The sequence below is a fragment of the Methylobacillus gramineus genome, from assembly GCF_020532675.1.
Lineage (GTDB): Bacteria > Pseudomonadota > Gammaproteobacteria > Burkholderiales > Methylophilaceae > Methylobacillus > Methylobacillus gramineus.
Window position 1 is genome coordinate 944,949 of sequence record NZ_JAJAVE010000001.1, and the last position, 26,940, is coordinate 971,888.

At 48.6% G+C, this 26,940-nt stretch carries 27 protein-coding genes and 3 tRNA genes; 17 read left to right on the forward strand and 13 right to left on the reverse strand.

Features of this window, described 5'->3' with window-relative positions; all coding sequences use genetic code 11:
• Positions 1-2 precede the first annotated feature (2 nt).
• Genes rsgA through queD form a run of 3 tightly spaced genes read left to right on the forward strand, consistent with a single transcriptional unit; the run spans position 3 to position 2,281 of the window.
• Positions 3-875 carry a ribosome small subunit-dependent GTPase A gene (gene rsgA, locus LG201_RS04375; RefSeq protein WP_264193263.1) on the forward strand — a complete coding sequence of 291 codons (873 nt, stop codon included), beginning with the start codon at positions 3-5 and terminating at the stop codon, positions 873-875.
• Entirely contained in the window at positions 872-1,795 is a 924-nt protein-coding gene (locus tag LG201_RS04380) for a histone deacetylase family protein (RefSeq protein ID WP_226770947.1), read from the forward strand. The genes rsgA and LG201_RS04380 overlap by 4 nt, the downstream gene beginning before the upstream one ends.
• Positions 1,796-1,840: 45 nt before the next feature.
• The gene (queD, locus tag LG201_RS04385) at positions 1,841-2,281 is read left to right on the forward strand and encodes a 6-carboxytetrahydropterin synthase QueD (protein ID WP_226770948.1); all 441 of its coding nucleotides are present in this window, start codon (positions 1,841-1,843) and stop codon (positions 2,279-2,281) included.
• 28 nt (positions 2,282-2,309) lie between these two features.
• Here queD and dnaQ read toward each other — a convergent pair whose 3' ends face one another.
• Genes dnaQ through LG201_RS04400 form a run of 3 tightly spaced genes read right to left on the reverse strand, consistent with a single transcriptional unit; the run spans position 2,310 to position 4,182 of the window.
• Positions 2,310-3,002: a DNA polymerase III subunit epsilon gene (dnaQ, locus tag LG201_RS04390; RefSeq protein ID WP_226770949.1), complete on the reverse strand. Its 693-nt coding sequence runs from the start codon at positions 3,000-3,002 to the stop codon at positions 2,310-2,312.
• 9 nt (positions 3,003-3,011) lie between these two features.
• On the reverse strand, positions 3,012-3,467 hold the full coding sequence (gene rnhA / locus LG201_RS04395) for a ribonuclease HI (protein WP_226770950.1): 456 nt from the start codon (positions 3,465-3,467) through the stop codon (positions 3,012-3,014).
• Positions 3,457-4,182: a class I SAM-dependent methyltransferase gene (locus LG201_RS04400; RefSeq protein WP_226770951.1), complete on the reverse strand. Its 726-nt coding sequence runs from the start codon at positions 4,180-4,182 to the stop codon at positions 3,457-3,459. The genes rnhA and LG201_RS04400 overlap by 11 nt, the downstream gene beginning before the upstream one ends.
• A gap of 61 nt (positions 4,183-4,243) precedes the next feature.
• On the opposite strand from LG201_RS04400, the gene gloB reads away from it, so the two are divergent.
• The 6 genes from gloB (at position 4,244) to LG201_RS04430 (ending at position 11,073) form a co-directional block, all read left to right on the forward strand.
• On the forward strand, positions 4,244-4,999 hold the full coding sequence (gloB, locus tag LG201_RS04405) for a hydroxyacylglutathione hydrolase (protein WP_226770952.1): 756 nt from the start codon (positions 4,244-4,246) through the stop codon (positions 4,997-4,999).
• 114 nt (positions 5,000-5,113) lie between these two features.
• Positions 5,114-6,712, forward strand: a complete 1,599-nt coding sequence (locus LG201_RS04410) for a lytic transglycosylase (RefSeq protein ID WP_226770953.1) — start codon at positions 5,114-5,116, stop codon at positions 6,710-6,712.
• An 11-nt stretch (positions 6,713-6,723) separates the two neighbouring features.
• A complete protein-coding gene (locus LG201_RS04415) occupies positions 6,724-8,379 on the forward strand; it encodes a peptide-binding protein (protein WP_226771923.1) in 1,656 nt (551 codons plus the stop codon).
• Positions 8,380-8,384: 5 nt separating this feature from the next.
• The gene (locus tag LG201_RS04420) at positions 8,385-9,404 is read left to right on the forward strand and encodes an ABC transporter permease (RefSeq protein WP_226770954.1); all 1,020 of its coding nucleotides are present in this window, start codon (positions 8,385-8,387) and stop codon (positions 9,402-9,404) included.
• Positions 9,401-10,225, forward strand: a complete 825-nt coding sequence (locus LG201_RS04425; protein ID WP_226770955.1) for an ABC transporter permease — start codon at positions 9,401-9,403, stop codon at positions 10,223-10,225. Before LG201_RS04420 ends, LG201_RS04425 begins: the two co-directional genes overlap by 4 nt.
• 62 nt (positions 10,226-10,287) lie before the next feature.
• Positions 10,288-11,073: an enoyl-ACP reductase FabI gene (locus tag LG201_RS04430; protein WP_226770956.1), complete on the forward strand. Its 786-nt coding sequence runs from the start codon at positions 10,288-10,290 to the stop codon at positions 11,071-11,073.
• A gap of 122 nt (positions 11,074-11,195) precedes the next feature.
• Here LG201_RS04430 and LG201_RS04435 read toward each other — a convergent pair whose 3' ends face one another.
• From LG201_RS04435 to LG201_RS04480, 10 genes are all read right to left on the reverse strand, one after another.
• Positions 11,196-13,088 (reverse strand): SurA N-terminal domain-containing protein, encoded by a 1,893-nt coding sequence (locus tag LG201_RS04435; RefSeq protein ID WP_226770957.1) that lies wholly within the window; start codon positions 13,086-13,088, stop codon positions 11,196-11,198.
• Between the two features lie 215 nt (positions 13,089-13,303).
• Positions 13,304-13,380 (reverse strand) — tRNA-Asp (locus tag LG201_RS04440).
• 49 nt (positions 13,381-13,429) lie between these two features.
• Positions 13,430-13,505: transfer RNA gene (locus LG201_RS04445), tRNA-Val, on the reverse strand.
• Positions 13,506-13,525: 20 nt separating this feature from the next.
• Positions 13,526-13,798 (reverse strand): HU family DNA-binding protein, encoded by a 273-nt coding sequence (locus LG201_RS04450; protein ID WP_226770958.1) that lies wholly within the window; start codon positions 13,796-13,798, stop codon positions 13,526-13,528.
• Positions 13,799-13,916: 118 nt separating this feature from the next.
• A complete protein-coding gene (lon, locus tag LG201_RS04455) occupies positions 13,917-16,355 on the reverse strand; it encodes an endopeptidase La (protein ID WP_226770959.1) in 2,439 nt (812 codons plus the stop codon).
• 140 nt (positions 16,356-16,495) lie between these two features.
• On the reverse strand, positions 16,496-17,761 hold the full coding sequence (clpX, locus tag LG201_RS04460; RefSeq protein WP_226770960.1) for an ATP-dependent Clp protease ATP-binding subunit ClpX: 1,266 nt from the start codon (positions 17,759-17,761) through the stop codon (positions 16,496-16,498).
• A gap of 40 nt (positions 17,762-17,801) precedes the next feature.
• On the reverse strand, positions 17,802-18,446 hold the full coding sequence (gene clpP, locus LG201_RS04465; protein WP_226770961.1) for an ATP-dependent Clp endopeptidase proteolytic subunit ClpP: 645 nt from the start codon (positions 18,444-18,446) through the stop codon (positions 17,802-17,804).
• Complete coding sequence (tig, locus tag LG201_RS04470) at positions 18,446-19,750, reverse strand: trigger factor (RefSeq protein WP_226770962.1); 1,305 nt, start codon at positions 19,748-19,750, stop codon at positions 18,446-18,448. Before tig ends, clpP begins: the two co-directional genes overlap by 1 nt.
• A gap of 395 nt (positions 19,751-20,145) precedes the next feature.
• The gene (locus tag LG201_RS04475; protein WP_226770963.1) at positions 20,146-20,349 is read right to left on the reverse strand and encodes a cold-shock protein; all 204 of its coding nucleotides are present in this window, start codon (positions 20,347-20,349) and stop codon (positions 20,146-20,148) included.
• 134 nt (positions 20,350-20,483) lie between these two features.
• The gene (locus LG201_RS04480) at positions 20,484-20,768 is read right to left on the reverse strand and encodes a hypothetical protein (RefSeq protein ID WP_226770964.1); all 285 of its coding nucleotides are present in this window, start codon (positions 20,766-20,768) and stop codon (positions 20,484-20,486) included.
• 250 nt (positions 20,769-21,018) lie between these two features.
• On the opposite strand from LG201_RS04480, the gene glgX reads away from it, so the two are divergent.
• From glgX to LG201_RS04520, 8 genes are all read left to right on the forward strand, one after another.
• Positions 21,019-23,085, forward strand: coding sequence for a glycogen debranching protein GlgX (glgX, locus tag LG201_RS04485; protein WP_226770965.1), 2,067 nt, complete (start codon positions 21,019-21,021; stop codon positions 23,083-23,085).
• Positions 23,086-23,183: 98 nt separating this feature from the next.
• Entirely contained in the window at positions 23,184-23,480 is a 297-nt protein-coding gene (locus LG201_RS04490; RefSeq protein WP_226770966.1) for a hypothetical protein, read from the forward strand.
• Positions 23,481-23,704: 224 nt separating this feature from the next.
• Positions 23,705-23,789: transfer RNA gene (locus LG201_RS04495), tRNA-Leu, on the forward strand.
• A gap of 180 nt (positions 23,790-23,969) precedes the next feature.
• Positions 23,970-24,128 carry a hypothetical protein gene (locus tag LG201_RS04500; RefSeq protein WP_226770967.1) on the forward strand — a complete coding sequence of 53 codons (159 nt, stop codon included), beginning with the start codon at positions 23,970-23,972 and terminating at the stop codon, positions 24,126-24,128.
• A gap of 219 nt (positions 24,129-24,347) precedes the next feature.
• Entirely contained in the window at positions 24,348-24,923 is a 576-nt protein-coding gene (locus tag LG201_RS04505; protein ID WP_226770968.1) for a hypothetical protein, read from the forward strand.
• Positions 24,924-25,656: 733 nt separating this feature from the next.
• Positions 25,657-25,758, forward strand: a complete 102-nt coding sequence (locus LG201_RS14470; RefSeq protein ID WP_226771924.1) for a PEP-CTERM sorting domain-containing protein — start codon at positions 25,657-25,659, stop codon at positions 25,756-25,758.
• Positions 25,759-25,772: 14 nt separating this feature from the next.
• A complete protein-coding gene (locus tag LG201_RS04515) occupies positions 25,773-26,303 on the forward strand; it encodes a PEP-CTERM sorting domain-containing protein (protein ID WP_226770969.1) in 531 nt (176 codons plus the stop codon).
• A gap of 4 nt (positions 26,304-26,307) precedes the next feature.
• Entirely contained in the window at positions 26,308-26,877 is a 570-nt protein-coding gene (locus LG201_RS04520; RefSeq protein WP_226770970.1) for a PEP-CTERM sorting domain-containing protein, read from the forward strand.
• Positions 26,878-26,940 lie beyond the last annotated feature (63 nt).

Genomic DNA, 26,940 nt, shown 5'->3' on the forward strand with positions numbered 1-26,940 from the left:
TTTTGTCTACCCAATTATTAAATGGCCTCGTAGTTGCTTCCTACGGTAAGCGCTACGGGGTCGAGCTGGAAGATGGCAGACAGATCAGCTGTGTAACACGCGGTAAGAAAACCGATCTTGCATGTGGAGATCGTGTGGAGATCAAGCTCACGGATACCAGTGAAGGGGTGGTGGAGAAACTCAAGCCCAGACAAAGCCTGCTGTACCGCAGCAACAGCTTCCGCAGCAAAATGCTGGCTTCCAACGTCACGCAGGTAGTGATTGTGCTGGCGACCACGCCCAGTTTTTATGAAGAGCTGCTCAACCGCTGCCTGATTGCTGCAGAAGCGGCTGGCATTCGCGCTGTGATCGTGCTCAATAAATGCGATATTGGCGATAACTCTGAGGTGTTAGCGCGTTTGCAGGATTACGCCAAGCTCGGCTATATCATCCAGCCTTTATCAGCGCGACAGGATATCTCACCGCTCAAGCCCTGGTTACATGCGCAGACCAGTGTATTAGTGGGGCAATCTGGCATGGGGAAATCCACCATCGTCAATGCCCTGCTGCCAGATCAGCAAGTGCGCACACAAGAGGTGTCCACGGTACTTGATAGCGGCAAGCACACCACGACAGCGGCGCACCTGTATCACCTGGATGCCGATAGTCAACTGATAGATTCACCAGGGCTACAAGAGTTTGGCCTGCATCACCTGAATGCAGACCAACTGGAACATGCATTTGTCGAATTTCGTCCTTTCCTGGGGAAATGCCGCTTCAACAACTGCCGTCATCTTAAAGAGCCGGATTGTGCATTACAGCAGGCGGTCACAGATACCCACATTCCGGCGCGTCGTTTGGCTTATTACCAGCAACTAAGGCTGGAAATGCAGTGAAGACTGCCCTGGTATCCCATCCCGATACCCTGCTTCACGTCATGGATGGGAAACACCCAGAGTCGCCCGCCAGAATCACCGCCATAATGAATGCACTGGCGCATCAGCACATACTGCCAAAACTACAGCGTCATGAAGCCCCGTTAGCTACTGACGCACAGCTTCTACGGGTACATAGCGCCTCTTATATCCAGCATATCCGTCACATTTCCCCGTTGGCAGGCACGGTGAGGCTGGACCCTGACACGTCTATGGGCCCCATGTCACTCCAGGCCTGCTTGCATGCTACGGGCGCAGCCATTCTGGCCACTGACCTGGTCATTGACAAGAAGGCTGACAATGCTTTCTGCTGCGTGCGCCCTCCCGGGCATCATGCTGGCAAGGCAAACGCTGCGGGCTTTTGCATATTCAATCATGTTGCCGCAGGTGTTGCTCATGCACTGTCCGCCCATCAACTGAAACGCGTTGCCATTATTGACTTTGATGTGCATCACGGTGATGGCACTGAGGATATATTCAAGGATGATGAGAGAGTGATGCTGTGTTCCACGTTCCAGCACCCGTTCTATCCACATCGAGGTGCGGAAACGCGTACTGATCGCATGATCAATGTGCCAATCGCCGCCAATAGTGATGGCATCGTTTTCCGCCAGGCGGTAATAGAGAATTTTGCGCCGGCACTCAAGCGCTTCAAACCGGAGTTGATCTTTGTTTCCGCTGGTTTTGATGCCCATCAGAACGACCCTCTGGCAAAACTTGGTCTGACGGTAGAAGACTATGCCTGGATGACGAAATTTATTATGGACGCGGCAGGTCGCTACTCAAAGCATCGAGTCGTGTCATTGCTGGAAGGTGGTTATCACCTGCCGGCACTCGCAGAAAGTGCCAGCATGCATATCCTTACCCTTGCAGGCATTTGAAGCAGGCCTGATTAAGCATTGAGGCTTTACTGATATAATCGCGCCATGCAAATCACCACCCGCCTAGAGTTCGATGCCGGTCATCGTATCCCCAGTCACAAGAGTCAATGCCGTAACCTGCATGGTCATCGCTATGCTATGGAAATTACCCTGTCTGGCGATATCATCCAGCAAGAAGGTGCTTCAGATAATGGCATGGTCATGGACTTTTCAGACGTAAAAGCCATCGCCAAGCGTGCTGTGGTGGAAGTATGGGATCATGCCTTCCTGGTGTATCAGGGAGATACACAAGTACTGCAATTTTTGCAAAGCCTGCCGGATCACAAGACGGTGGTCTTCAACACTGTGCCTACGGCAGAAAACATGGCAGCAGAAGCATTCCGCATACTCAAGGCGGAATACCATGATACTTATGGCACTCACCTCAAGCTGGAACGTGTGCGCTTGTATGAAACGCCTAATAGCTGGGCAGATGCATTAGGCTAATTTAGAAACCGCTCTAGAGAATTTAATGCTATTGCGTCCAGACACAAGCGCCGCCTTTGGTCAGGGCTTGCAGATACTGCTCATGGGCATCCTGCTCCACCTGATCCGCAGCCAATACCACCAATGGCTTGGTGCGTTGCAACACCACCTCCCCCCCCTGCATATCCGCCCCTGATCCATCCAGCATGTCTATCATCAGGCTTTCCTGGCCACGGGTCATCGCCATATAGACATCGGCCAGCAGCTCAGCATCGAGCAAGGCACCGTGCAAGGTTCGGGTGGAGTTATCTATGCCAAAGTGACGGCAGAGCGCATCCAGGTTGTTTCTCTGTCCAGGCCGCATTTCCTTGGCCATTTTCAGCGTATCAATAATCTCCTGTACGCTATGTTCTATATTGCGTCGATCTATCCTGCCCAGCTCTGCATTCAGAAAACCGATATCAAAAGGCGCGTTGTGGATGATGAGATCAGCGCCATCAACGAAACTCAGGAATTCGTCTGCAATATCCGAAAAACGCGGCTTGTCCTGCAGAAATTCCAGTGTAATTCCATGCACTTCCTGCGCAGCAGCATCAATTTCCCGGTCAGGGTTCAGATAGATATGGAAATGATTATTCGTCAGGCGACGATTGATTAACTCCACCCCGGCAATTTCAATAATGCGATGGCCTTGCGCGTGGTAAAGCCCGGTAGTTTCAGTATCAAGAAATATCTGCCTCATTATTGTCCTTTAAACAATCGCCTTACCTAGCACCTGATCCACGCCTTTATTAGCCAGGCCATCTGCACGCTCATTTCCTGCATTTCCAGCATGGCCCTTGACCCATATCCATTCAATCTTGTGCTGTTGCACCAGGGTGTCCAATTGCTGCCATAAATCCACATTTTTCACTGGTTTTTTATCGCTGGTACGCCAGCCACGGGTTTTCCAGCCATGTACCCACTCTGTAATGCCTTTTTGCACATACACTGAATCGGTGAAAATCTTGACATCACACTGGCGTTTGAGCGCTTCGAGTGCACGTATGACAGCCGTTAACTCCATCCGATTATTCGTGGTCAGTAACTCACCACCGAACAGTTCTTTTTCATGTCCGTCAAAAGCCAGCCATGCTCCCCAGCCACCAGGGCCTGGGTTACCTTTACATGCCCCATCGGCGTATATCTCGATATAACTATTGTTCATGCTGTTTTTGTGTATCCGTTCTTTGTGTCGGTGTGGGCAGCAGATTGGCCTTAAGCCGAGATCCCTTCCAGGCGGGCTTGATCAAGCGCATGCCCAGCACGCGTTTTTTAGCGACGACGAAGTATACTCCTCCCATCATGGGCCACAATCTTGCACCCAGCCGCTCCACCATGCTATAGCGCCCCAACCAAGAAGCGCTTTTAAAAGGAGGCATATGGCAGGTCATGCTCGAATCCACGATTTCAAAATCCAGCAATGCCAGCCAATCTTTGACGCGCATCAGACTCAAGAAATTGGCGTCCCATGGATAAGTACCGCTTTCACTGGCCAAGCGCCTGATGCCCCAGCTACTCAAGGGATTAAACCCACTGATAATGATATGTCCCTCAGGCACCATCACACGTGCCGCCTCGCGCAAGGTCTGATGGGGATGTTCGCTAAAATCCAGCGTATGAGGCATGAGAATCAAATCCAGCGTGCTCTCAGGCAAGGGCAGTTTATGGGATTCGCATTGCAGGGCACCCGCTGATATGCCCGCATTGAATTTATAGGGAATACGGGAGTTATGCAGTAAATTCATTTCGAGCATGCCAAACTGCATGGCATTAAATCCAAAAATATCATGCACTGCCTGATCAAATAATACCTGCTCCTGCTCCTGAAGGTATATTCCCAGTGGAGTCGTCAGCCATTGCTGTAGATTGTCTATTGACATTCAGACCTCAAAAACAAATGATTCTTCAGATAAACAAAGAAAACGCCGAATAGATATTAGCATGCTAGAAATTATCCCTATTCCTGCCTTTGAGGACAACTATCTATGGCTGCTGCATCATAACCATCATGCAGCAGTGGTGGATCCTGGTGATGCAGCACCAGTGATTACAGCCCTCTCATCAGTCTCGCTCCAGTTAGATGCCATCCTGATCACGCATCATCATGCAGATCATATAGGCGGGGTTGAGGCACTCTTGGAATATGCCCCTAATGCCAAGGTCTATGCTCCCGCCAAGGAACAGTATCACTTTCATCACCAGGCGGTAAAAGCCGGAGATATCGTGACCCTCAGTACGCTTGGCCTGCAGTTAGAGGTGATCGAAGTGCCGGGACACACCCTGGGTCATGTAGCTTATTATGCTCAGCACGTGCTGTTTTGTGGTGATACTTTGTTTGGTGCAGGCTGTGGCCGGCTATTTGAAGGGAGTCCTCAACAGATGTATACCTCGTTGCAAAAACTGGCCAGCTTACCCATTGAAACCAAAGTGTATTGCGCGCATGAATATACCGAACACAATCTTAAATTCGCCATGACACTAGAGCCTGACAATGCGGCATTGGTCAAACGACAGCTTGAGGCCGCGGAAACCAGGACACAAGGCCAGCCCACAGTGCCATCCACCCTGGCACTGGAACTGGCAACCAACCCATTTTTACGCTGCAACCAGCCGCAAATTCAGTTAGCATCCGCTAGCCTAAGCCAGGATCCTGTCGCAGTATTCAGCGCCATTCGTCAAATGAGAAATCATTTTTAATCATTTATATAGTCACACTATTTCAAGTGACGTCTTTATTTAGGTCATAGACTTGACGCTCTGTTCATTGATTCGCTACTATCCTAGCACTGTAAAGCCATCCGAGAAGTACGAATGACTGTGAAGTCCCTGCTGAAGCTGGTATTGCTGGCCTCCCCTGTTTTTGCCACTCCCGCAGTGCTTGCCGACACCAATGTGGCCGGCGATGAAATCGTCATTCTCGGAGATTATCCCAGCGACGCTGTCGCCCACTACTTGCCTGACAGCATCGCCATAGGCAACCGACCTGCGAACGATCCTGAACTGGTTGCTTTTGACCTGTGGCATCGCATCAAGGATGGTTATGGCATGCAGGAATTGCAATCGCCATATACCAGTACCCACGAAGCCTGGTACTCCTCCCGCCCTGACTACATGAAGCGCATGGTCGATCGTAGCCAGCGCTATCTCTACCATATTGTTGAGGAAGTACAGAAGCGTGGCATGCCAACCGAGATCGCCCTGCTGCCAATGATTGAAAGCGCTTTCAATCCGCAGGCGCTCTCTCGCAGCAGCGCGTCCGGCATCTGGCAATTCATTCCTTCGACTGGCAAAAATTTTGGTTTAAAGCAGGATTGGTGGACAGACAATCGCCGTGATGTCCGCGCCGCCACCAACGCCGCACTCAACTATCTGCAAAAACTGTATGTGATGTTCGGTACCTGGGATCTTGCCCTTGCTGCCTATAATGCCGGGGAAGGCACTGTTGGTCGCGCTATTGAGCGCAATCGTGCGCGTGGCTTGCCCACGGATTACCAAAGTCTGGAACTCTCTGACGAAACCCGTAACTATGTGCCCAAGCTGCAGGCCGTGAAGAACATCATGACCAATCCGCAGCGTTATGGACTGAACATCCAGACCATTCCCAACCGGCCTTACTTCACAAAAGTCACAGCGCCTCAACAGATAGATGCCAGAGTGGCGGCTGAACTTGCCGAAGTCTCATACGAAGAGTTCACCTCGCTCAACCCTGAATACAACCGGCCTGTCCTCACAGCCTCAGGCAGCGTGCATGAAATTCTATTGCCGATTTCCGCCGCTGAAACCTTCAATAGTAACTTGTCGGTCTATGACAAACCGTTGGTCAGCTGGCAAACCTATCATGCCAAACGCGGCGAGCGCATGGATAACATCGCGCGCAGGTTTGGTATAGATCAAACTAAATTAGTCGATATTAATGGGCTGACAGCCAGCAAACAGGTCATTAAGAGCAATATGCCCATCCTGGTTCCTGTCAAGCTAGATGCTGACACGGATGCGGTGATTGCCGTCGCCGACCATAGACAAATCGACTTAACCAGTCCGTCCACAGCCACAGCCAGCAACATCAAATATACGGTCAAAAGTGGTGAGAGCATCTACTTGATTGCCAAGCGCTATGGCCTGACAGCGCAACAACTCATGGCCGTCAACGGCTTGAAATCCAGCACACTAAAAGCAGGCCAGACGCTAGTGATTAATAGTTCTAACAACCCGAAGCTAGCAAGCTCAAGCTCCACGAACAGCAAGAAAACCGTAAAAAATCATTATGTCGTGAAGCGCGGCGACACACTGGACAGCATTGCACGCAAATTTGACGTGCAGAGCAAGGACCTGAAGCGCTGGAATAAACTGACAGGCACACATATCACGCCTGGCAACAAATTGACGGTCTCATCGCCTGACGAGGCTTAAGATCCTCAATGATGCACAATTTAATCAAACAATCCGCACTGTTCCATTCCTTACTGCTGGTCAGTGCTCTGCTGGCAGCATGCAGCAAAACTCCCTCTGGTAACACTGTAGACTTTAACGCTGAATACCCACCAGAGGATGGCGGCACCATGATAGATGCCACTCGCGGAGAACCGAGTGGACTGATCACCATGATTGCAGGAGAAGCCGCTGCTTCAGCAGTGGCTCAGAACATTTTCAGCAGCCTGCTGCGTTTTGACAAGAACCTGGAGTTTGAAGGGGAGTTGGCGGAGTCCTGGCAGGTGTCCCCGGACCAGAAAACCATTACCTTCAAACTAAAACCCAACCTCAAGTGGGCTGATGGCAAGCCATTGACCAGTGCTGATATCCTGTTTACCTGGAAGCTGGTGACCGATGATAAAACCCGCACCCCTTATGGCTCAGACTACAAATTAGTGATACGTGCGGAAACACCTGATGCCCGCACCTTCAAGGTCAGCTATGCCGAGCCATATGCGCCAGCCATCAACTCCTGGGCAGGCCTGCAAATACTTCCCAAGCATTTACTGCAAGGTCAAGACATCAATAACACGCCGTTTGCACGCAACCCGACCGGGAGTCATTACTACAAGCTGGAGAAATGGCGCAGTGGTGAGCAGATATCTCTCGTCCGTAACTCCCTTTCATCCCAAGGGCCTGCCAGGATAGAACGCCTGGTCAGTCGTTTTATTCCAGATGAAGCCTCGCAATTTCTTGAGCTCATGGCCAACAATATAGACACCATGACGCTCAACCCGGTGCAATATGCCCGCATTTTCCCTGCGCGTCCGGAACTGGAACAGAAGTTTGGTTTATACAAGGAGCTGGGCAATAGTTACACCTATCTGGGCTTCAACCTCAAACACAAGCCTTTTGACGATATCCGTGTGCGTAAGGCCATTAACTATGCGATCAATAAGCAAGAGTTGATAGACGGCGTGCTGCTCGGCCTGGGTGAACCGGTATCATCTCCCTACAAACCAGGTACGCGCTGGACGAATCCAGACCTGACACCTTACGCCTACGACCCGGGAAAAGCTAAAGAGCTGCTCCGTCAGGCTGGCTTTAAGCCTCGTAATGGAGATGGTGTGCTCGAGCGCAATGGCAAACCGCTCTCGTTTGAAATCCTCACCAACCAGAACAAGCAACGTGAAATGAGCGCAGTCCTGATCCAGCGTCGCCTGAAGGAAGTCGGCATCGATGTCAGGATTCGCGTGCTGGAATGGGCCAGCTTCATTGGTCGCTTCATCAAGACCGGTGACTTCGATATGGTCGTTCTCGGCTGGAGCCTGGCCATAGACCCTGACCAATACAGCATATGGCACTCCTCACAACAAGCACCTGGTCAGTTCAACTTTATCGGCTACAACAACCCACGCGTGGATCGCCTGCTGGAAAAGGGGCGTATGGAACTTGACCCTGACAAACGCATGAAGATTTATCATGAATTTGCCCAGATTTTGCAGGAAGAAAGCCCGATTGTTTACTTGTTTGCCGGTTACGGGCTGCCTGCCATCCACAAACGCATCAAAGGCATAGATAATCCTGCGCCGCCTGCAGGTATCGGCCACAATTCTCAGGATTGGTACATTCCCCAACCCTTGCGACGCACAGAGATCAGTCAGTAAACGATATGCTTAACTATTTACTCAAGCGCCTGTTCTGGATGATTCCCCTGCTGATTGGCATCAGCCTGGTCTCATTCCTCATCATTCACCTGGCACCGGGAGACATCACCACCACTGAGGCTGGCTTTGATCCCAAAGCCAGTGAAGAATCCAGACAAAAACTGCGTGAAATCTATCATCTGGATAAACCGGTCATTGTCCAGTATGGCTTATGGCTAGAACGCATGGTCAAACTGGATTTCGGTACCTCCTTTGCCTCCCATCAACGTCCGGTGTTTTTGCAAACCAAGGATAAAGACGGCAATGTGACGCCAGGCATGATTGAAGAAGCCTTGCCCATCACTCTGCTCATCAATGTACTGAGCTTGGCTCTCATACTCGTGATTGCTCTACCACTGGGCGTAATATCCGCGTTGACGCAAAATCGGGCGCCAGACCGGGCAATCACCCTCTTTGTGTTTATAGGGTTCGCAATTCCCGGGTTTTGGCTAGCACTATTACTGATGTACTGGACAGGGGTGGTGCATGACTGGCTGCCGATCTCCGGCCTGCACAGTCAGGGCGCAGATGCCATGAACTGGTTTGCCTACACACTGGATACTCTGAAACATTTGACCCTGCCCGTCCTTATTTCCGGATTGAGTGGTCTAGCCGGTATTTCTTTATTTGTGCGAAACGGCATGCTGGACGTGCTACATCAAGACTATATCGTCACCGCTCGTGCCAAAGGCCTGCCAGAAAATACCGTGGTATATGGCCACGCGCTACGCAATGCCCTCTTGCCACTCATCACCATTCTTGGCCTGTCTATTCCAGGCCTGATTGGAGGCTCAGTGATCGCAGAATCGATATTTGCTATCCCCGGGATGGGCAAGCTGTTTTACGACGCGGTGCTGATGCGCGACTTTCCCGTCATCATGGGCATACTCACCATAGGATCAGCATTAACACTGTTAGGCAACCTGCTGGCTGATGTGGCTTATGCGTGGGCCGATCCGCGTGTACGCCGTGGAGTCATGCAATGAAGCGCGCATTGTCCAACCCATTAGCATTATCAGGATTCATTATCATCAGCCTGATTTTCCTGTTGGCATTGTTTGCGCCATTGATCGCACCTTTCGATCCTGATGCGATAGACGTTAAAGCCATTTTGCTGGAGCCTAGCGCCGCCCATCTGATGGGCACCGATGGACTGGGTCGCGACGTTTTTTCACGCATGCTTTACGGCGCCCGTATTTCCTTGCTGGTAGGACTGGTGGCTGTAGGGATTGCCACATTTATCGGCATCATACTCGGGGCAATATCAGGCTATTACCGTGGCTGGGTGGATATGGTGATTATGCGCACAGTAGACGTCATGCTGTCCATTCCCACTTTCTTCCTGATCCTGGCGGTCATTGCATTCCTCACGCCGTCTATCTTGAACATCATGATCGTCATTGGCCTCACTTCGTGGATGGGCGTCACACGGCTGGTACGTGCGGAGTTCCTCAGTTTACGTAATCGTGAATTCGTCATGGCTTCAGAAACACTGGGAGCCAATGACAATCGACTGATTTTCAAACACCTATTACCTAACAGCATGACGCCCATTATTGTCAGCTCAGTACTGGGTGTCGCGAGTGCGGTATTGATAGAGTCAGGCCTCAGCTTTCTTGGCTTGGGCGTACAAGCACCCCAGGCATCGTGGGGCAATATCCTGACTGATGGCAAGGAATATATTCAATTTGCCTGGTGGCTATCCCTGTTTCCTGGCTTGGCAATCCTGATTACGGTACTAGGATACAATCTATTTGGCGAGGGGCTGAGAGATGTCTTTGATCCGCGCTCATCGCGCAATCGATAATCCGCCAAGCCTACTAAACGCGTAAGCCCAGCTCAAACTTTTAACGTGTAAGGAAAAAACCTATGGGATTTCTTTCTGGCAAACGTGCATTGATTGTCGGCATGCTCAGTGAGCATTCAATTGCCTATGGCATTGCCGCCGCCATGAAGCGTGAAGGAGCTGAGCTCGCTTTTACCTTCCAGAAAGAGAAACTGCAGGACAGGATTAGCAGCCTGGCTGCAAATCTTGGCTCCAAGATAGTCCTGCCTTGCGATGTTGGCAGCGATGATCAGATTGCCACCCTATTCACTTCATTGGCGCAACACTGGAATAGCTTCGACGTCTTGGTACACTCGGTCGCGTTTGTACCTAAGGCCGCACTGGCAGGAGACTACCTAGAGAGCGTCACGCGCGAAAATTTTCACATTGCCCATGATATTAGTTCCTACAGTTTTGCAGCCTTGGCCAAGGCTGCCGTGCCAATGCTAGCAGGACGCAATGCCAGCTTGCTCACCGTCAGTTACCTAGGGGCAGAACGTACCCTGCCCAACTACAACGTCATGGGAGTTGCCAAAGCCAGCCTGGAAGCTAATCTACGCTATATGGCGCAAAGCCTGGGACCTAAAGGCATACGTGTCAATGCTGTATCAGCGGGTCCCATCCGCACCTTGGCAGCCTCTGGAATTACCGGCTTCGACGACCTGATGCGCTTTAACGAAAAACATGCCCCACTACGCAGAAATGTCTCGATTGAAGAAGTCGGGAATGCCGCCGCTTTTCTTTGCAGTGACTTGGCCTCAGGCATCACTGGGGAAATCACTTATGTGGATGGCGGCATGAATATCACCGCAGTGGGCACCATAGACTAGCATTCAAGCCGCAGACTTCTGATTGAGATGTTCGTAAGCAAATAAAAAGGCAGTTGGAAATTCCAACTGCCTTTTTTATCAATCACACCGCCGCTTAATGATGACGGGAGCTAAATCCTTGATTAGGGATTTGCCTGGTCGGCATCCAGCAACTGGTTGTTGATCTTGATTTTGCTCTTCTGCTTAAGCGATTTGATATAGGCACTTCTATATTCAGCCGTCATCGCAGCTTGAAGGTCAGCCTTGGCACTGGCTTTTGCTTCATCACTATCAGCAACCGCATTTACAGCACTGACTTTGACCACTAAATAACCATTCTTGTCTGACACACCAGCATAAGCAGGCAACTTGCTAGCATTTGCCTTAAATGCTGTAGACACTGAAAGATCGGTCAGGCTTTGTGGGTTCTTACGGTCAACCGTCACAGGTGGAGTCCAATCCAATGTAATGGCTTTGCCTTCCCGCAAACTTGCAAGCGCAGCTTCGCCCTTTTCACGCGCCAGCTTGGTACCTTTTTCCTGCTTGAGAAAATCCTCAATCGCAGCCTTCACCTCATCAAAAGTACGAGCAGCAGCAGGTTTATATTCTGCAACACGTGCTGATAACAAATTGTTAGGTGAAACTTCAATGGCTTCAGTATTGCGCTTGTCCTTCAGCACCTCATCACTGAACACCATGTCCATCAATTTATCGTTCTTGAAGAACTTGGCACCATCTGCACGACTTAACCAGCCACTGGTTTGCACTTGCATACCAAATGCCTTGGCTGCAGGCTCCAGGCTATCAGCCTGTTCGTACACCATATTGCTGAAGTTTTCCGCCTGCTCAGAAAATTTTGCCAGCGCTTTTTGATAGAGCAATTCGGCGCGAATCTGGCCTTTAACCTCATCAAAAGATTGTCCACTGCCTTTAATTTCTGTCAGCTTGATAATGTGATAACCAAAGTCTGACTCGACCAAATCAGTGATCGTGCCTGGCTTCATAGAAAAGACGGCATCTTCAAATGGCTTTACCATGGCACCAGGACCAAACAGGCCAAGATCGCCCCCTTTATCTTTGGAGCTAGGATCTTGTGAATACTGTTTAGCCAATGCTTCAAACTGCTCAGGATTTTTCTTCACCAAGGCTAATACCTCAGCCGCCTTAGCTTTGGCTTGTTGCTTGGCTTCTGGTGTAGGACTCACGCCAAAGCCAATCAGGATATGGCTGGCACGGCGCTGTTCATCACCCTGGAACTGCGCAGCATTCTGCGCATAGTAATCCTTGGCCTCATCATCAGAGACTTGCTGGCCTGAGATCAATGCATTGGCAGATAACAATACAAAGTCCAACTTCACCTGCGCAGGCACCTTGAACTTATCCTGATGCTCGGTGTAATAGGCTTTAACCTCTTCAGGCGTCACACTAGCCTGCGCAATAAAATCTGCTGTTTTGATTTCAGAAACGCTGACTTCGCGAGATTGATGCTCCACCTCAATCGCATGATTCACCACTGCAGTAGGCACGAATGCCAATACAGACAGCCCTTCACGTGCTTGCAAGCTCAACAGATCGTTGCGGATATCGCCCTCAAACTGTGAAGGGGTACGACGGCGCTCGGCCAGGAACTGATCGTAAAGCTGCTGGGAAAATTTGCCATCCTGCTGGAACTCGGGTTCGCTGGTAATCGTATGGGCAAGCTGTTCATCACTCACCACAAAGTTGGCACGCTTTATTTCCGCAGCAAGCAATCGATCTGCAATCAGCTGGTCAACCACTGCCTGCTTGATTTCAGGACCATCAATCACTGATGGATCCACTTTACCTTGGCTTTGCAGACGATTACGCAGGTTTTGTAGCGCATTGCCATATTCCTGTACGGTAATCGAGTCACCATTGACGGTTGCCACGGCAACGTTAGAGCCTGCATCCCGCAAATAGCTGTCAACGCCTACCAGTGCAAAGGGGACAGTGATAGCAGCCAAGATTACCTTCGCCAGCCACCCTTTTGAACGATCACGAATTGCTTCCAACATAACGATAAGCCTTATTTATTTTCAATATCGGGAAAATCTACCAGTCACTCAATAATGAGTAAACCTAACCCTTGAATATACCATATTCACAATCGACGACATACCAAGGCATCCTATTGAAACAGGTATTCAATTAAAATAAGGGATTTTTTTGGGTAACTGCAGAAATTGATCGCTAAAAGCAAAAAAGCGAACCCTGAGGTTCGCTTTTTTCTTGGCGGAGTGGACGGGACTCGAACCCGCGACCCCCGGCGTGACAGGCCGGTATTCTAACCAACTGAACTACCACTCCTAAACTTCGCGTTGCTTTCTCCAAAACTCAACGACTTTCGCTGGCAATTTGGTGGGTGCTGACGGGGTCGAACCGCCGACATTCGCCTTGTAAGGGCGACGCTCTACCAACTGAGCTAAGCACCCTGCCTAACCAACGAAGACCGCTAGTTTACAGCATCCTTGAGCGCTTTACCAGCCCTAAATTTAGGAGAATTGGCAGCCTTGATCTTGATAGTGGCGCCAGTGCGAGGATTACGACCATTACGTGCAGCACGCTTACCGACATAAAAGGTACCAAAGCCAATCAGAGTGACAAGATCACCCTTTTTCAGAGCTTTAGTGATTGCAGCAGTTGTTGCATCTAAAGAACGACCTGCAGCAGCTTTGGAAATACCAGCAGCTTTAGCAATTTGATCAATCAATTCAGACTTGTTCACCTGTAATCCCCTTTCGACATTGTTTTAGAAACAGGGGCGAAAAGACCCTGTGCTCTGCTTTATATCAAGCGGGAAAAGCTCATGTCAAGCTTTTCCCGCCTAGCTGAAGCGATCTAACTCAATGTTTAGTCACAGATGAGGATTTAGTCGTTTTAGCCTTGGGTTCAACTTCGGCCACCGCAACCTCTCCATCGTCGGCTTTTGGCATGCGTTCTAACGCAAGCTCCAACACGTCATCTATCCACTTAACAGGATGAATATCAAGGTGATTTTTGATATTTTCCGGGATATCTGTCAGGTCTTTCACGTTTTGCTCAGGGATTAACACGGTCTTGATTCCACCGCGATGAGCTGCCAATAACTTCTCTTTCAGGCCACCGATAGGCAAGACTTCTCCACGCAATGTAATTTCACCGGTCATCGCCACATCTGAGCGTACAGGGATATTACTCAACACAGAGACCAAGGCGGTCGAAATGGCAATACCCGCACTTGGACCATCTTTAGGCGTAGCCCCCTCTGGCAAGTGGATATGGATATCATTCTTTTCGTAGAAGTCTTCGACAATCCCCAAGCGCTTGGCTCGGCTACGTACGACACTCATGGCAGCCTGTATCGATTCCTGCATCACTTCACCAAGCTTACCAGTTGTAATAACCTTACCCTTGCCAGGCAACAATACAGACTCAATCGTCAACAACTCTCCACCCACCTCAGTCCAAGCCAGGCCAGTCACCTGCCCCACCTGGTTATCCTTGGCTGCAACGCCGTAATCAAAGCGTTGTACCCCTAGGTACTTATCCAGATTCTTGGGCGCTACGGTAATTTTACGCGCAGAGGCCGTGGCTGACTTCGCCTTAGTCGTTAGAATTTCCTTCACCACTTTGCGGCAGATCTTGGAAATTTCCCGATCAAGACTACGCACACCGGCTTCACGCGTGTAATAGCGCACCACATCCCGAATCGTTGCCTCGGTGATGCTGATTTCTGTCTCTTTCAAGCCATGCGTTTTCAACTGCTTAGGCAGCAAATACCGCATGGCAATATTCACCTTTTCGTCTTCGGTGTATCCAGCCAGACGAATCACCTCCATACGATCCAGTAAAGGGCCTGGGATATTCAGCGAATTAGCAGTTGCCACAAACATCACATCCGACAAATCATACTCAACCTCGACATAATGATCGACAAAAGTATGGTTTTGCTCTGGGTCCAACACCTCCAGCAGCGCGGAAGAAGGATCACCGCGGAAATCCTGTCCCATTTTGTCGACCTCATCAAGCAGGAACAAAGGATTTCTAACGCCAACCTTATTCATGCTTTGCAATATCTTGCCTGGCATGGAACCGATATAAGTGCGGCGATGACCTCTGATTTCAGATTCATCGCGCACGCCACCAAGCGCCACACGCACAAACTTGCGGTTAACCGCCTTGGCAATGCTCTGACCGAGAGAAGTCTTGCCTACGCCAGGAGGGCCCACCAGACAAAGGATCGGCGCCTTGAGCTTATCCACACGCTGTTGTACAGCGAGATACTCAACAATCCGCTCCTTCACCTTTTCAAGACCAAAATGGTCTGCATCCAGAATATCTTCAGCAATGCCCAAATCACGGCTGATCTTGGTCTTTTTTCTCCAAGGCAAACCCACCAGTGTTTCGATGTAATTACGCACCACAGTCGCTTCAGCTGACATAGGCGACATCATCTTGAGTTTTTTCAGCTCTGAATGCGCTTTGGCCAGTGCATCTTTTGGCATACGCGCCTCACTGATACGTTTTTCCAGCTCATCAATATCGGCATTCTCATCTTGCTCGCCGAGCTCTTTCTGGATCGCCTTCACTTGCTCGTTGAGATAATACTCGCGCTGGCTCTTTTCCATCTGGCGCTTGACTCTGCCACGGATGCGCTTCTCTACCTGCAGGATATCAATCTCGGCTTCAAGCAGGCTTAATAGGTGCTCCAGGCGTTGGGAAACGCTGAACATTTCCAGAATTTTCTGCTTTTCTTCCAGCTTTAATGTGAGGTGCGCAGTGATGGTATCGGCCAGACGGCCAGCATCATCGATGGTCGCCAAAGAAGTGAGGATCTCTGGTGGAATTTTTTTATTCAGTTTAACGTACTGGTCAAACTGGGTGAACACAGTACGCATCAAAGCCTGCGTCTGGCTATCGTCACCGGCAGGACTATCAATTTTTTCCGATTTTGCTGCGAAACACTCTTCAGTTTCAACAAACTCCAAGACCCTGGCGCGATGCAAGCCTTCCACCAGCACTTTAACCGTGCCATCTGGCAGCTTCAACATTTGCAACACAGTCGCCACAGTACCTACATCGTACAAATCCTCTGCGTCGGGCTCATCCTTGTTAGGAGACTTCTGCGCCACCAGCAAGATTTGCTTGTCCTGCTCGGAGGCAAGCTCCAGAGCTTTAACTGATTTTTCGCGACCGACAAACAAAGGAATAACAAGATGCGGATAAACCACTACATCTCGCAAAGGTAATAATGGCAACAAGCCAGATTCCTGGGAGAAAGCCGGTAGAGATTGTTCTGTCATGGAAAAACCTTAAGGTTGGCAGCAGCTGGCAACATGCCAAATGCTTTCTATATCTATGGGGACTACCCACTGGCGCTTCAAGTACCAGTGGATAAATTCTCACATAAAAAAGGCTGCAAAGCAGCCTTTTTTAATTTGATTTAGCTTGCAGTTTCGAGCCTGGGCTCATCTGCATAAATCAATAACGGAGGCGCGTCGCCACGAATGACACCTTCATCGACGACCACCTTGCTCAGATTAGGTAATGACGGCAAATCATACATAATGTCCAGCAAGGAATGCTCCATGATGGATCTTAGACCACGCGCACCCGTTTTACGCTCAAGTGCTTTTTTCGCGATCAGATTCAAGGCGGCTTCTCTAAACTCAAGATCCACACCTTCCATCTTGAACAGCTTGGTGTATTGCTTTGTCAGTGCATTTTTTGGCTGGACCAGAATAGTCACCAGCGCAGCTTCATCCAAGGACTCAAGCGTCGCAATAGCTGGCAAACGACCAACGAATTCAGGGATCAGGCCAAACTTGATCAGATCTTCTGGCTCAACATCTCGCAACACCTCACCAATCGCCCGCGCATCATCCTTACTCTTGACCTCAGCACCGAAACCAATCCCACCCTTCTCTGAGCGGCGACGAATAACCCTGTCCAGGCCATCAAATGCACCACCACAAATAAAGAGGATATTGGTCGTATCCAACTGCACAAACTCTTGATTGGGGTGCTTGCGACCACCCTGAGGCGGCACCGAGGCGACAGTCCCCTCAATCAATTTGAGCAAGGCCTGCTGCACACCTTCACCCGATACATCTCGAGTAATGGAAGGATTGTCAGACTTGCGGGATATCTTGTCGATTTCATCAATATAGACAATGCCACGCTGTGCTTTTTCTACGTCATAGTCGCACTTCTGCAGCAATTTCTGCATGATGTTCTCGACGTCCTCACCTACGTATCCAGCTTCTGTCAGCGTCGTGGCATCTGCCATGACAAAAGGCACATCCAGTAATCGCGCCAGGGTCTGGGCCAGCAATGTCTTGCCTGAACCAGTCGGGCCAATTACCAGAATATTACTCTTGGCGATTTCAACATCGTCCTTATTGGTGCTTTGATCCAGACGTTTGTAATGGTTGTAGACAGCGACTGCCAGGTTTTTTTTGGCTTGGGTCTGACCAATCACATACTGATCAAGAATAGCGCAAATTTCCTTGGGAGTCGGCAACTTGCCACTCTTGGGTTTAAGGCCATTCTCATCCTGAATTTCTTCACGAATGATGTCATTGCATAAATCAACGCACTCATCGCAAATAAAGACGGATGGGCCAGCAATCAGCTTCCTGACTTCATGCTGACTTTTGCCGCAAAACGAGCAATACAGTAGTTTTTCGCCCTCGGCTTTTGTAGTCATCAAGCTATCCTAAATATTAACTAAGTCTGTGCGTACTATCTTATGCGGCATCGCCATGTCTGGCAATAAGCTTATCGACCAAACCATAAGCAACCGACTGCTCAGCGCTCATGAAGTTATCACGGTCTGTATCATTGGCGATTTTATCTACAGACTGACCGGTATGGCTGGCCAAAATGAGATTAAGCTTTTCACGCAGATATAGGATTTCCTTGGCATGAATCTCGATATCCGAAGCCTGGCCCTGGAATCCACCAAGTGGTTGATGAATCATGACGCGGGAGTTGGGGAGGCAGAACCGCTTGCCCTTTGCGCCTGCGGTTAGCAACAGCGCGCCCATGCTCGCAGCCTGACCTATGCACAATGTACTGACATCCGACTTAATGAACTGCATGGTGTCATAAATAGCCATACCTGCAGTCACTGAACCGCCAGGAGAGTTGATGTAGAAAGAGATATCCTTGTCTGGATTTTCCGCTTCCAAGAACAACAACTGGGCTACGACCAGATTGGCAGTGGCATCATTGACTGGGCCTACCAGGAAAATGATGCGCTCTTTAAGCAAACGCGAATAAATATCATAAGAGCGTTCACCACGGCCGCTCTGCTCGACCACCATGGGGATATATCCAAGACCCTGGGGCTCGAACTGGCTTTGTGCAGTAGCATGGCTATTTATGATCATTAGGCATTTCCCATCAGGTCGTCGAATTTGACTTTCTTGTCTGCAACCTTCGCAGACTTCAGTACCCATTCCACAATATTTTCTTCGGTTGCCAGCGCTGCTGGCTCATCCAGACGTTTTACATCTGCGTAATACCAAGTCACCACATCAGCTGGGCGCTCAAAGCTTTGGGCAAACACATCTACCATGGCACGTACTTGCTGTGCATTTGCTTGCAAGTCATTGGCATTCACCAGCTCAGATAGAATCAGGCGCAAACTCGCGTTGCGCTGGGCTTGCTCTTCAAACAATGCTGGCTCCAGATTGACATTGGACAGGTCCACGCCACGCTGTTTCAGGTTGTTTTCTGTTGCTTGGATAAGGCGGCCAATTTCTGCATTGATAAATGCTTTTGGCACGTCGAGCGTGCTGTTATCCAGCAATGCCTGGAATGCCTGCTCTTTGAGCTTGGCTCGTACGCGTTTTTCTACTTCCTGCTTGAGGCTACCCTTGATTTCCTCACGCATTTTCTCAACATCACCGTCTTCCACGCCTAAACCACGTGCAAAATCAGCGTCAAATTCTGGCAGTTTTGCCTGCTCAACCGTATTGAAAGTCACATCATAGCTGACGGTTTTTCCAGCCAACTGCTCTGGTTTATGGCCTTCAGGGTAAGCAACCTCAAATACCTTGTTGCTGCCAACCTTGTTACCTGTCAACTCATCCTCAAACGCAGGGAAACGACCACCTTCGCCGATCACTAGGTCCAAACCATTCGCATCAGTACGCTCAACTTCAGCACCATCAATAGAGGCAATCAGACTGATATTGAGTTTGTCACCCTTTTTGGAAGCACGCTTCACAGCTTCGAATGTAGCGCGCTGACGCAACAATACATCGATAGTCTTCTTGACATCAGCTTCACCGAGTTCAAGTACTGGACGCTCGATCTTGATTTTACTCAGATCAGCGATAGCAACCTCAGGGAACACTTCGAATGTTGCAATATACTCAATCTTGTCATCCGCTTCAGCATATGGTTTGTGCTCAATATTAGGATAACCCGCTACCCGTAGCTTATTTTGCTCTACCGCATCATTAAAGCTACGCTCAACCGCATCAGACAATACTTCGTTACGCACCTGGGCGCCATATTGTTGGCGCACCATGCCCAAAGGCACTTTACCTGGACGGAAGCCTGGCAACTTGACTGTGCGTGCCATGCGGTTAATGCGTTGAGCCACTTCTTCTTCCAGTGATTGCACTGGTACTGAAACCGTCATACGGCGCTCAAGATTGCTGATGGTTTCAACGGTTGCTTGCATCTGCTGTAGTCCTTAAATCGTGAATATTGATGGGGATCCAGCGACTCCAAGCATAAACAACATGGAGCATCCCAACATCAAGTTATTGAAAATTAACAGGTTATGGAAATCCAACTAAATTTCCTGCCACCATTCGATCCAACCCCCTCGTTAAAGGTTCAGATTGTCATCTTGAATATTAGTAGATGATTTTATCATAGCTGATGCAAAAAATAATCGGCAAAACAAGCCCATGATGACGATCGCCTCATCTTGAAATAAAAATTGATTCAATTTCTGATAGCTAAAGCGATGACAGGGTGTAAATAAGCCCTTGGAAGAAAGGCGGAACTGAGGATAAATTAGAGATAGAACCTGGGGAATAAACAATTCCCCAGGCAATGCAGAGCGTGAGTTCAGGCCTTTTGTATATTTGATGCCTGCTTGCCTTTTGGCGTGGTGGTAATTTCAAAGTTGACACGATCATTTTCATTCAAGCTTTTATATCCTTCAGATTGAATCTCAGAAAAATGGGCAAACAAATCATCACTGCCATCATCGGGAGAGATAAACCCAAATCCTTTTGAATCATTGAACCACTTCACTGTGCCTAAGGCCATTTCCACTCTCCTTCATTAATCTAATCAGTTAATCGCAACCCATGTCATCATCAATTAGAATTCTGGGGCAATGTCATGCACTACAGCCTGCAAGCAACCTCATCAAAGGATTGCCGCAAGCAATAGGCTAATCATTACTTCTGTTTAAGATCAGTGCCACCGTCATTGGGCTCTTTCTTGAAACGCTCTCCCTTTTGACTATTGGATGGTGTCGTTCCAACATCCTTTTCATGTTTTTTATCATGCTTAGAATCAGCCCCTTTTTCCTGAGGCTCAAGGTAGTTGCCATTAGAAGTAGAATCTGGCACCTGTGTCTTCTGCTTGTGTGCTGGAGGCGCATCTGCAACAGGGTCAGCAAAAATGCAGGTTGATGCTCCTGCCAGCAAGGCACCGGTAAGAATAAGAACAAACTTAGGCATAACTTTCTCCTTTAAAAATATTAGAAAGCGAACCCTTACAGTAAGTGACTTTTTCCTGGTCAGATGTAGGTAATCAATTGAAATTACTGTAGGAAATCCCTTCTTTCGCTCTGAATCTCATCAACATTAATATGATTTCAAGAAGAAACTGTCAGTGCCCTCTTACATTAAAAATCTGTTGCCACTGATAGGAGCTCAGTAAGTTTTTAACTAAATTCGTACTCATGCTTAACAGTAAAAGAGTTCTGATATGACCCATATCCTGAAAGAAGGTAGACCATATCCAAGAGGGGCCTATTTTGATGGCAAGGGGACCAACTTTGCGCTGTTCTCAGACCATGCTGCCAGTGTCACGCTTTGCTTGTTTGATCAGCATGGCACCTCGGAAACTGATCGCATTCAATTGCGAGAATGTACTAATGGGGTCTGGCATGGTTATGTGGGGACAGTAAAACCCGGGCAACTTTATGGATACCGGGTTGATGGGCTATGGGCTCCGGAAGAAGGGCAGCGATTTAATGCCCACAAATTACTGTTAGATCCTTACGCCAGAAAGCTGTCGGGCTCCATTAACTGGAATGACGCACTGTATGGCTATACCATTAGTGACTCTCCAGATGCCGACCTTCATATGGATGAACGAGACAGCGCCCAATTCATGCCAAAAGCTGTTGTGGTGGCACCAGAAACGCTAGTCAAGCTTGCAAAGCCCGATATTCGCTGGCCCAAAACCATTATCTACGAGGCCCACGTCAAAGGGCTGACTATGCAGCATCCGTTGATTCCCAACGACATCCGAGGCACATTTGCAGCATTGAGTGACTCTGCGCTGATTAGTCATTTACAGAAAATTGGCATCACCGCGATAGAACTCATGCCTATTCATGCGTTTACCCAGGATAGGCACTTGCTGGAAAAAAACCTTTCCAACTACTGGGGCTACAATACCCTTTCCTATTTTGCACCAGAACCAGGATACCTGTGCTCTGGTGAGCTTGAAGAAATTGCCAAAACGGTGGATACGCTACATGCAGCCGGGATAGAGGTGATTCTCGACGTGGTCTACAACCACACCTGTGAAGGTAACCATCTGGGACCAACCATTTGCTGGAAAGGCATAGATAATCTCAGTTACTACAAAGAGCTACCGGGAAATCCTCGCTATTACGACAATCTGACCGGTTGTGGCAACGCGCTCAACACTTCGCACCCCAAAGTATTGCAAATGATTATGGACAGCTTGCGTTTGTGGGCCTCTGTCTATGGGATTGATGGCTTCCGCTTTGATCTGGCATTGACATTGGGCAGAAACGAACACGGTTTTAACCGCGACCACTCCCTCTTCCATGCCATGTTGCAGGATCCAGTACTCACACGGTGCAAGTTGATTGCGGAGCCTTGGGATGTTGGCCCTGGTGGATTTCAGCTGGGCTCATTCCCGCCCGGATTTTCTGAATGGAATGGGGACTATCGGGATGTGACACGTGACTTCTGGGCAGGAAAGGACGGCATGCTATCAACATTTGCCAGCCGCTTTGCCGCCTCCAGTGACCTTTTTAACGAACAACATCGACGCCCGTGGTCCAGTGTCAACTTTGTAACGGCGCATGACGGATTTACTTTGCACGACCTGGTGTCATTCAACGAGAAACATAACGAAGCCAATGGCGAAAACAGTGAGGATGGTGCCAACGATAATCGCAGCTGGAATTGTGGCCATGAAGGAGAAACCGATGATGAAGACATCATTGCCTTGCGAGCTCAGCAAAAAAGGAATTTCCTTGCCACCCTTTTTCTATCACAAGGCATTCCCATGCTGCTGGCCGGTGATGAGCTGAACAACACTCAGCAAGGGAACAACAATACCTATTGCCAGGACAACCCACTTGGCTGGGTTAACTGGGAAAAGGCGGATGATTCACTGATCGAGTTTGTCGGCATGTTGGCCAACCTGCGAAAAAGCCATAACGCTATCGCGCGCGCAGAGTTTCTCACCGGGAAGCTCAATGAGCATGGAAATTCTGATGTGGCCTGGTTCAATGCCAATGGCGACAACATGACCAATGAAGAATGGAACAACCCTAGCAACAAAGCCATGGCCGTGAAGTTCGTACCTCCAAACAAGAATGAGGCAGCCGTATTGGTATTTCTCAACGCCTCACATGTACCTATTCCGGCGAAAATTCCCTATTGCGACACCTATGACTGGAAACTCCTGATCAACACCTCACTCAACCCACTGCCCAATATCGAGCATGACACCCTCCAGCTTGAACCCAGGTCAGTCTATGTGTATGAGGGAAACCTGATCCCATGATGGACCCTGATCTAACCGCACACACCAGTAAGAAACCTAGCCATCCATATCAAGGTAGCAAATCAAATGGCGTTGAAAGCCACAGATTGGAGTTAAACATGCAAAAAATATTAGAAATCCTGCAAAGAATCGATAAAGGCGAAACCACATTTCAACCACGCAATATTGATGCAGACATGGTCCAATTCCAGGTAGATGTCATCTGCCTGCAACAAGCCCATAAACAGGGCCTCATCAGCCAGCCATGGTTTATAGTGAGCACATCTGGCAACCATCCATCACAAATCGAAAAGGTGTCAATGCTGCGGCTGACTGATCTGGGGAAAAAGCTGCTGTTATTGCACAACGCCAGCACTGAGCCTGATTTTGACCACACCCAGCCGTCTTCATATTAGTAAAAGCACTTATCAAAACAGTCTGGCAATAGACTGTATCTTAAAATGACCACTGGCCTACCCTACACGAGCCTTGGCTGTCTAAATGACTTACAAATCCGCTATTAGGTAATTTACTAAAAGTTTCTCAAATAGGCTTTTCGTAGGGGTAAGGAGTGGGCTATAATGCGCACCTTTCCCGAACAGCAACTGTTTTGGAGCAGCTCTCGCCAGAGAGTGGTAAAGCGAAAGTGGCGGAATTGGTAGACGCACTGGATTTAGGTTCCAGCGCCGCAAGGCGTGAGAGTTCGAGTCTCTCCTTTCGCACCATACTATTTGGTGCAAAAATCGCAATAAATCCCAATAGAATCAAGGCTTAAACCAAAAAAAACGGGGGCGAATCGGCCTTTCCAAGTGTCCTGATTTCATGCGGCTCCGGTGTGTTATACCACATCGTGTTACGCAGAATTACGCGTTTATTTATGCTGAAAATATGAATCAGGGGGCACGGTGGCATCCATAAGAAAAACCAAAGAAGGCACATGGCGCGCTGAAGTCATGGTGGAATACAAGCGCAAGTCCAAGGCCTTCACCAGCAAAGCTGAAGCCCAAGCCTGGAGCATGGATATCACCCGTGATTTGGCTTCTGGCAAGAAGGATGCCCCTTAAAAACTGTAGGCCAATTGTTGGAATTTTCAATACCTGATATCGGCGGCCTCTGCCAACCTGTCGTTACGTCGAACTGGCCTCCATAACCTTAATCCGGCTGGAGATGATTGGGCCGTCATAGGCACTTCTCCGGGAGATTGGAGCGGGATTACCCATCTTCGTATCCTATGGCGTAATGCCGCTGGGCAAACCGGAACGGCAATTACACTAAGCGATGTGATGCTTAATCAGAAGGCGCGCCCAACTTCCATCTTGACTTTCGACGGTTTAGATACTACACAGAGCTTTTCCCTCTGCTTCAGTATCATCAAATTCCTGCTACGTTCACACGTGACACCAGGTGACATAGGTGGGGTGGGGAAAATGACAACGGCCCAGCTTACCAAAATGTTGGATACGGGTCTTTTCGAATTGGCTAACCGTGATGCTGGGCAAGTCGGGACTGGTTCCCGGACTACTGTAGCAGGCTGTCTGACTGAAGGGTCGGCAACTATTGCTGCCAATATCTCCAAATGGGGTAAGTGGGACAGGCGTTCAGCGAGGCTGAATGTGTGGAATCAAGACACATTCTGGCTAACTGACCGTGCCAACATGCGGGTGGCAAGGGCTTACCGCGAGGAGCTTGGATATATTTCTGGACGCTCAACTCAGGGCGTATGGGGAGGTGGTGGAGCGACGTTCACTCCTAATACCTTACTGCTTACAACGTTAGCACAGGGCACGCCTTTGCCACCGGATTTACTCTTGACTTTACCTGTGGTCGGGGGCATCTGCAGTAGCCACCGTCATCGGTAAACTAAAAGTCAGGAGTGATGCAGCATTTACCTACGGGCATTCAGTTTCATCAAGTGCAACCACGCCACCTCAAGCGTTCTGGCGTCAGCTCATCGACACCTTGGCTCAAGAGCGAGAAGCGGGGAATCTTGATGTAAAACTTTGGCGTAGGTGGGCGCAAGGTCTCTAGTTATCTAATTAATTCAAACATTTATTAGGGCGAATGGACTAAAGTGTTTTTATGAAATGCGGAATAGAATAAAGATGCACTATCAATGTTAATAATTTTATGTTCTCAGAACATACCTATTAATAATTTTGGGAGGAATCATGAAGGCTATTCTATATGGACTATAGTGCTGGAGAGCTCAATCAGTTCCTCAGCATTTGCGACAAATTTTCAATTTGTTTCGACCAATCCTTTACTCTCTATCATTGGAACAATCACCTTCAAGGTCCCTGACAACTATACTGGTGGAATAGTTGATCAATATTATATAAACCGGCACTACAACGGTCTTCCGGTTCCATCGGATATCTTCGTAACTCCTATATGGTCATCATCAGGCTTAACTTATGAAGATCTTGCGCCCGGAGGTTACTATGTAAGTATTTCTGCCGAGGATATTATAGTTGGATGGGAGGAAACGTTCTTTTGGTTCACAGATGGTGTTTTGGAGTATTGGCGCGTAAACGCTTTCAGCAGACATGGTGGGGTGTTATATCAACGATGGGCGAAAACCTCGACAATGGCATGTGGGTTCCTGTTGCTGTACCTGAGCCTTCAGAGTACGCCCTACTCGGGCTGGGGCTAATCTTTACTGCTTTCTCCGTTAGAAAAAAACCAATCAAATAACTCATGGACATAATATGAAATTTCTAAAATTATTACTTGTAATGGCCATGTTAGCCATCTCTTTTAATGCCTCTGCTGCGCTTTATAGTTATGTTGCCCCACATGGTAGTGGAATAGAGATATCAAACATAAGTATTCGGGCACCTGAGAATTTTACCGGAAGGCTTTATGAGTTATATGGCGCCTATGAATTATTTGGTACTACTCCTCCTGAAGGAGTCGCAGTTGGCGATGTAGCCCATGCTTCAAATTGGGAAAACTTCAAATACATCAATCCTGCATCAAATATTAGCATTCAAATTTCTTATAACAATGTGGTCTTGTGGGGTGCTGATAACTATTGGGATTTTGTTGGTGGTGAAATAGTGAACTGGTCTGTTTATGCTTGGGATTATAAAACATCCTATGGTGTGAAATTTGACTCTTCTATAGGTGGTTCTTGGGTCATAGCACAAGTACCAGAGCCATCATCTTATGCAATGCTGGGTTTAGGCTTGGGCCTGATGGGACTGAGATTGTCTAGGAATTCATCTACAAGGGACTAGCAAAATGAAGTCATTAATCCAAGTAATAATTCTTATGGCAATGTTATGCACGAGCACAATTTCACAGGCGAAGGAATTCTGGCGTTACATTCCTGACCCTGGTACTGGAATTCGCATCTCACCCTATTTAAGTATAGGCATTATTCCAAGTGATTTCACAGGCACAATGATGACACGAGATCGTTTTGATTACCTTTATGGTGCTTACACTCCAGTTCCAAGCAATATCATCATTGGTGGAGTTGGTTATTGGGATGGTCTTTATCCTTCCTCTGGAATGACATATATCAATCCTCAGCGTCATGAAAACTTTACATGGGATGAGTGGTACATTGCATTTTGGAACAAAGATAACTATTGGGATTTTTTAGATGGTGAGGTTGTAGGTTGGTCTATAAGTCCATCAAATTTTAGAACATATCAAGATTACTATGGGCCGATCATTGAAGATTCAATTGGAGGGCGTTGGGAAAGGATAACAGTTGCAGTCCCAGAACCCTCAACTTACGCCATGCTCGGCCTAGGTTTAGGTGTTCTGGGATATGCAGCCAGTCGCCGCCGCAAGACTAGCTAAAAATTTTATGAAGTACTGAGATCAAGCCACCTTCGGGTGGCTTTTTTATTGCCCGCTTCGGCG

What these genes read in the sequence shown, in the direction of transcription:
- queD (WP_226770948.1), top strand. Translation starts at nt 1,841, where the DNA reads ATGCAAATCACCACCCGCCTAGAGTTCGATGCCGGTCATCGTATCCCC.
- dnaQ (WP_226770949.1), bottom strand. Translation starts at nt 3,002, where the DNA reads ATGAGGCAGATATTTCTTGATACTGAAACTACCGGGCTTTACCACGCG.
- rnhA (WP_226770950.1), bottom strand. Translation starts at nt 3,467, where the DNA reads ATGAACAATAGTTATATCGAGATATACGCCGATGGGGCATGTAAAGGT.
- LG201_RS04400 (WP_226770951.1), bottom strand. Translation starts at nt 4,182, where the DNA reads ATGTCAATAGACAATCTACAGCAATGGCTGACGACTCCACTGGGAATA.
- gloB (WP_226770952.1), top strand. Translation starts at nt 4,244, where the DNA reads ATGCTAGAAATTATCCCTATTCCTGCCTTTGAGGACAACTATCTATGG.
- LG201_RS04410 (WP_226770953.1), top strand. Translation starts at nt 5,114, where the DNA reads ATGACTGTGAAGTCCCTGCTGAAGCTGGTATTGCTGGCCTCCCCTGTT.
- LG201_RS04415 (WP_226771923.1), top strand. Translation starts at nt 6,724, where the DNA reads ATGCACAATTTAATCAAACAATCCGCACTGTTCCATTCCTTACTGCTG.
- LG201_RS04420 (WP_226770954.1), top strand. Translation starts at nt 8,385, where the DNA reads ATGCTTAACTATTTACTCAAGCGCCTGTTCTGGATGATTCCCCTGCTG.
- LG201_RS04425 (WP_226770955.1), top strand. Translation starts at nt 9,401, where the DNA reads ATGAAGCGCGCATTGTCCAACCCATTAGCATTATCAGGATTCATTATC.
- LG201_RS04430 (WP_226770956.1), top strand. Translation starts at nt 10,288, where the DNA reads ATGGGATTTCTTTCTGGCAAACGTGCATTGATTGTCGGCATGCTCAGT.
- LG201_RS04435 (WP_226770957.1), bottom strand. Translation starts at nt 13,088, where the DNA reads ATGTTGGAAGCAATTCGTGATCGTTCAAAAGGGTGGCTGGCGAAGGTA.
- lon (WP_226770959.1), bottom strand. Translation starts at nt 16,355, where the DNA reads ATGACAGAACAATCTCTACCGGCTTTCTCCCAGGAATCTGGCTTGTTG.
- clpX (WP_226770960.1), bottom strand. Translation starts at nt 17,761, where the DNA reads ATGACTACAAAAGCCGAGGGCGAAAAACTACTGTATTGCTCGTTTTGC.
- clpP (WP_226770961.1), bottom strand. Translation starts at nt 18,446, where the DNA reads ATGATCATAAATAGCCATGCTACTGCACAAAGCCAGTTCGAGCCCCAG.
- tig (WP_226770962.1), bottom strand. Translation starts at nt 19,750, where the DNA reads ATGCAAGCAACCGTTGAAACCATCAGCAATCTTGAGCGCCGTATGACG.
- LG201_RS04475 (WP_226770963.1), bottom strand. Translation starts at nt 20,349, where the DNA reads ATGGCCTTAGGCACAGTGAAGTGGTTCAATGATTCAAAAGGATTTGGG.
- LG201_RS04480 (WP_226770964.1), bottom strand. Translation starts at nt 20,768, where the DNA reads ATGCCTAAGTTTGTTCTTATTCTTACCGGTGCCTTGCTGGCAGGAGCA.
- glgX (WP_226770965.1), top strand. Translation starts at nt 21,019, where the DNA reads ATGACCCATATCCTGAAAGAAGGTAGACCATATCCAAGAGGGGCCTAT.
- LG201_RS04490 (WP_226770966.1), top strand. Translation starts at nt 23,184, where the DNA reads ATGCAAAAAATATTAGAAATCCTGCAAAGAATCGATAAAGGCGAAACC.
- LG201_RS04505 (WP_226770968.1), top strand. Translation starts at nt 24,348, where the DNA reads ATGCTTAATCAGAAGGCGCGCCCAACTTCCATCTTGACTTTCGACGGT.
- LG201_RS14470 (WP_226771924.1), top strand. Translation starts at nt 25,657, where the DNA reads ATGTGGGTTCCTGTTGCTGTACCTGAGCCTTCAGAGTACGCCCTACTC.
- LG201_RS04515 (WP_226770969.1), top strand. Translation starts at nt 25,773, where the DNA reads ATGAAATTTCTAAAATTATTACTTGTAATGGCCATGTTAGCCATCTCT.
- LG201_RS04520 (WP_226770970.1), top strand. Translation starts at nt 26,308, where the DNA reads ATGAAGTCATTAATCCAAGTAATAATTCTTATGGCAATGTTATGCACG.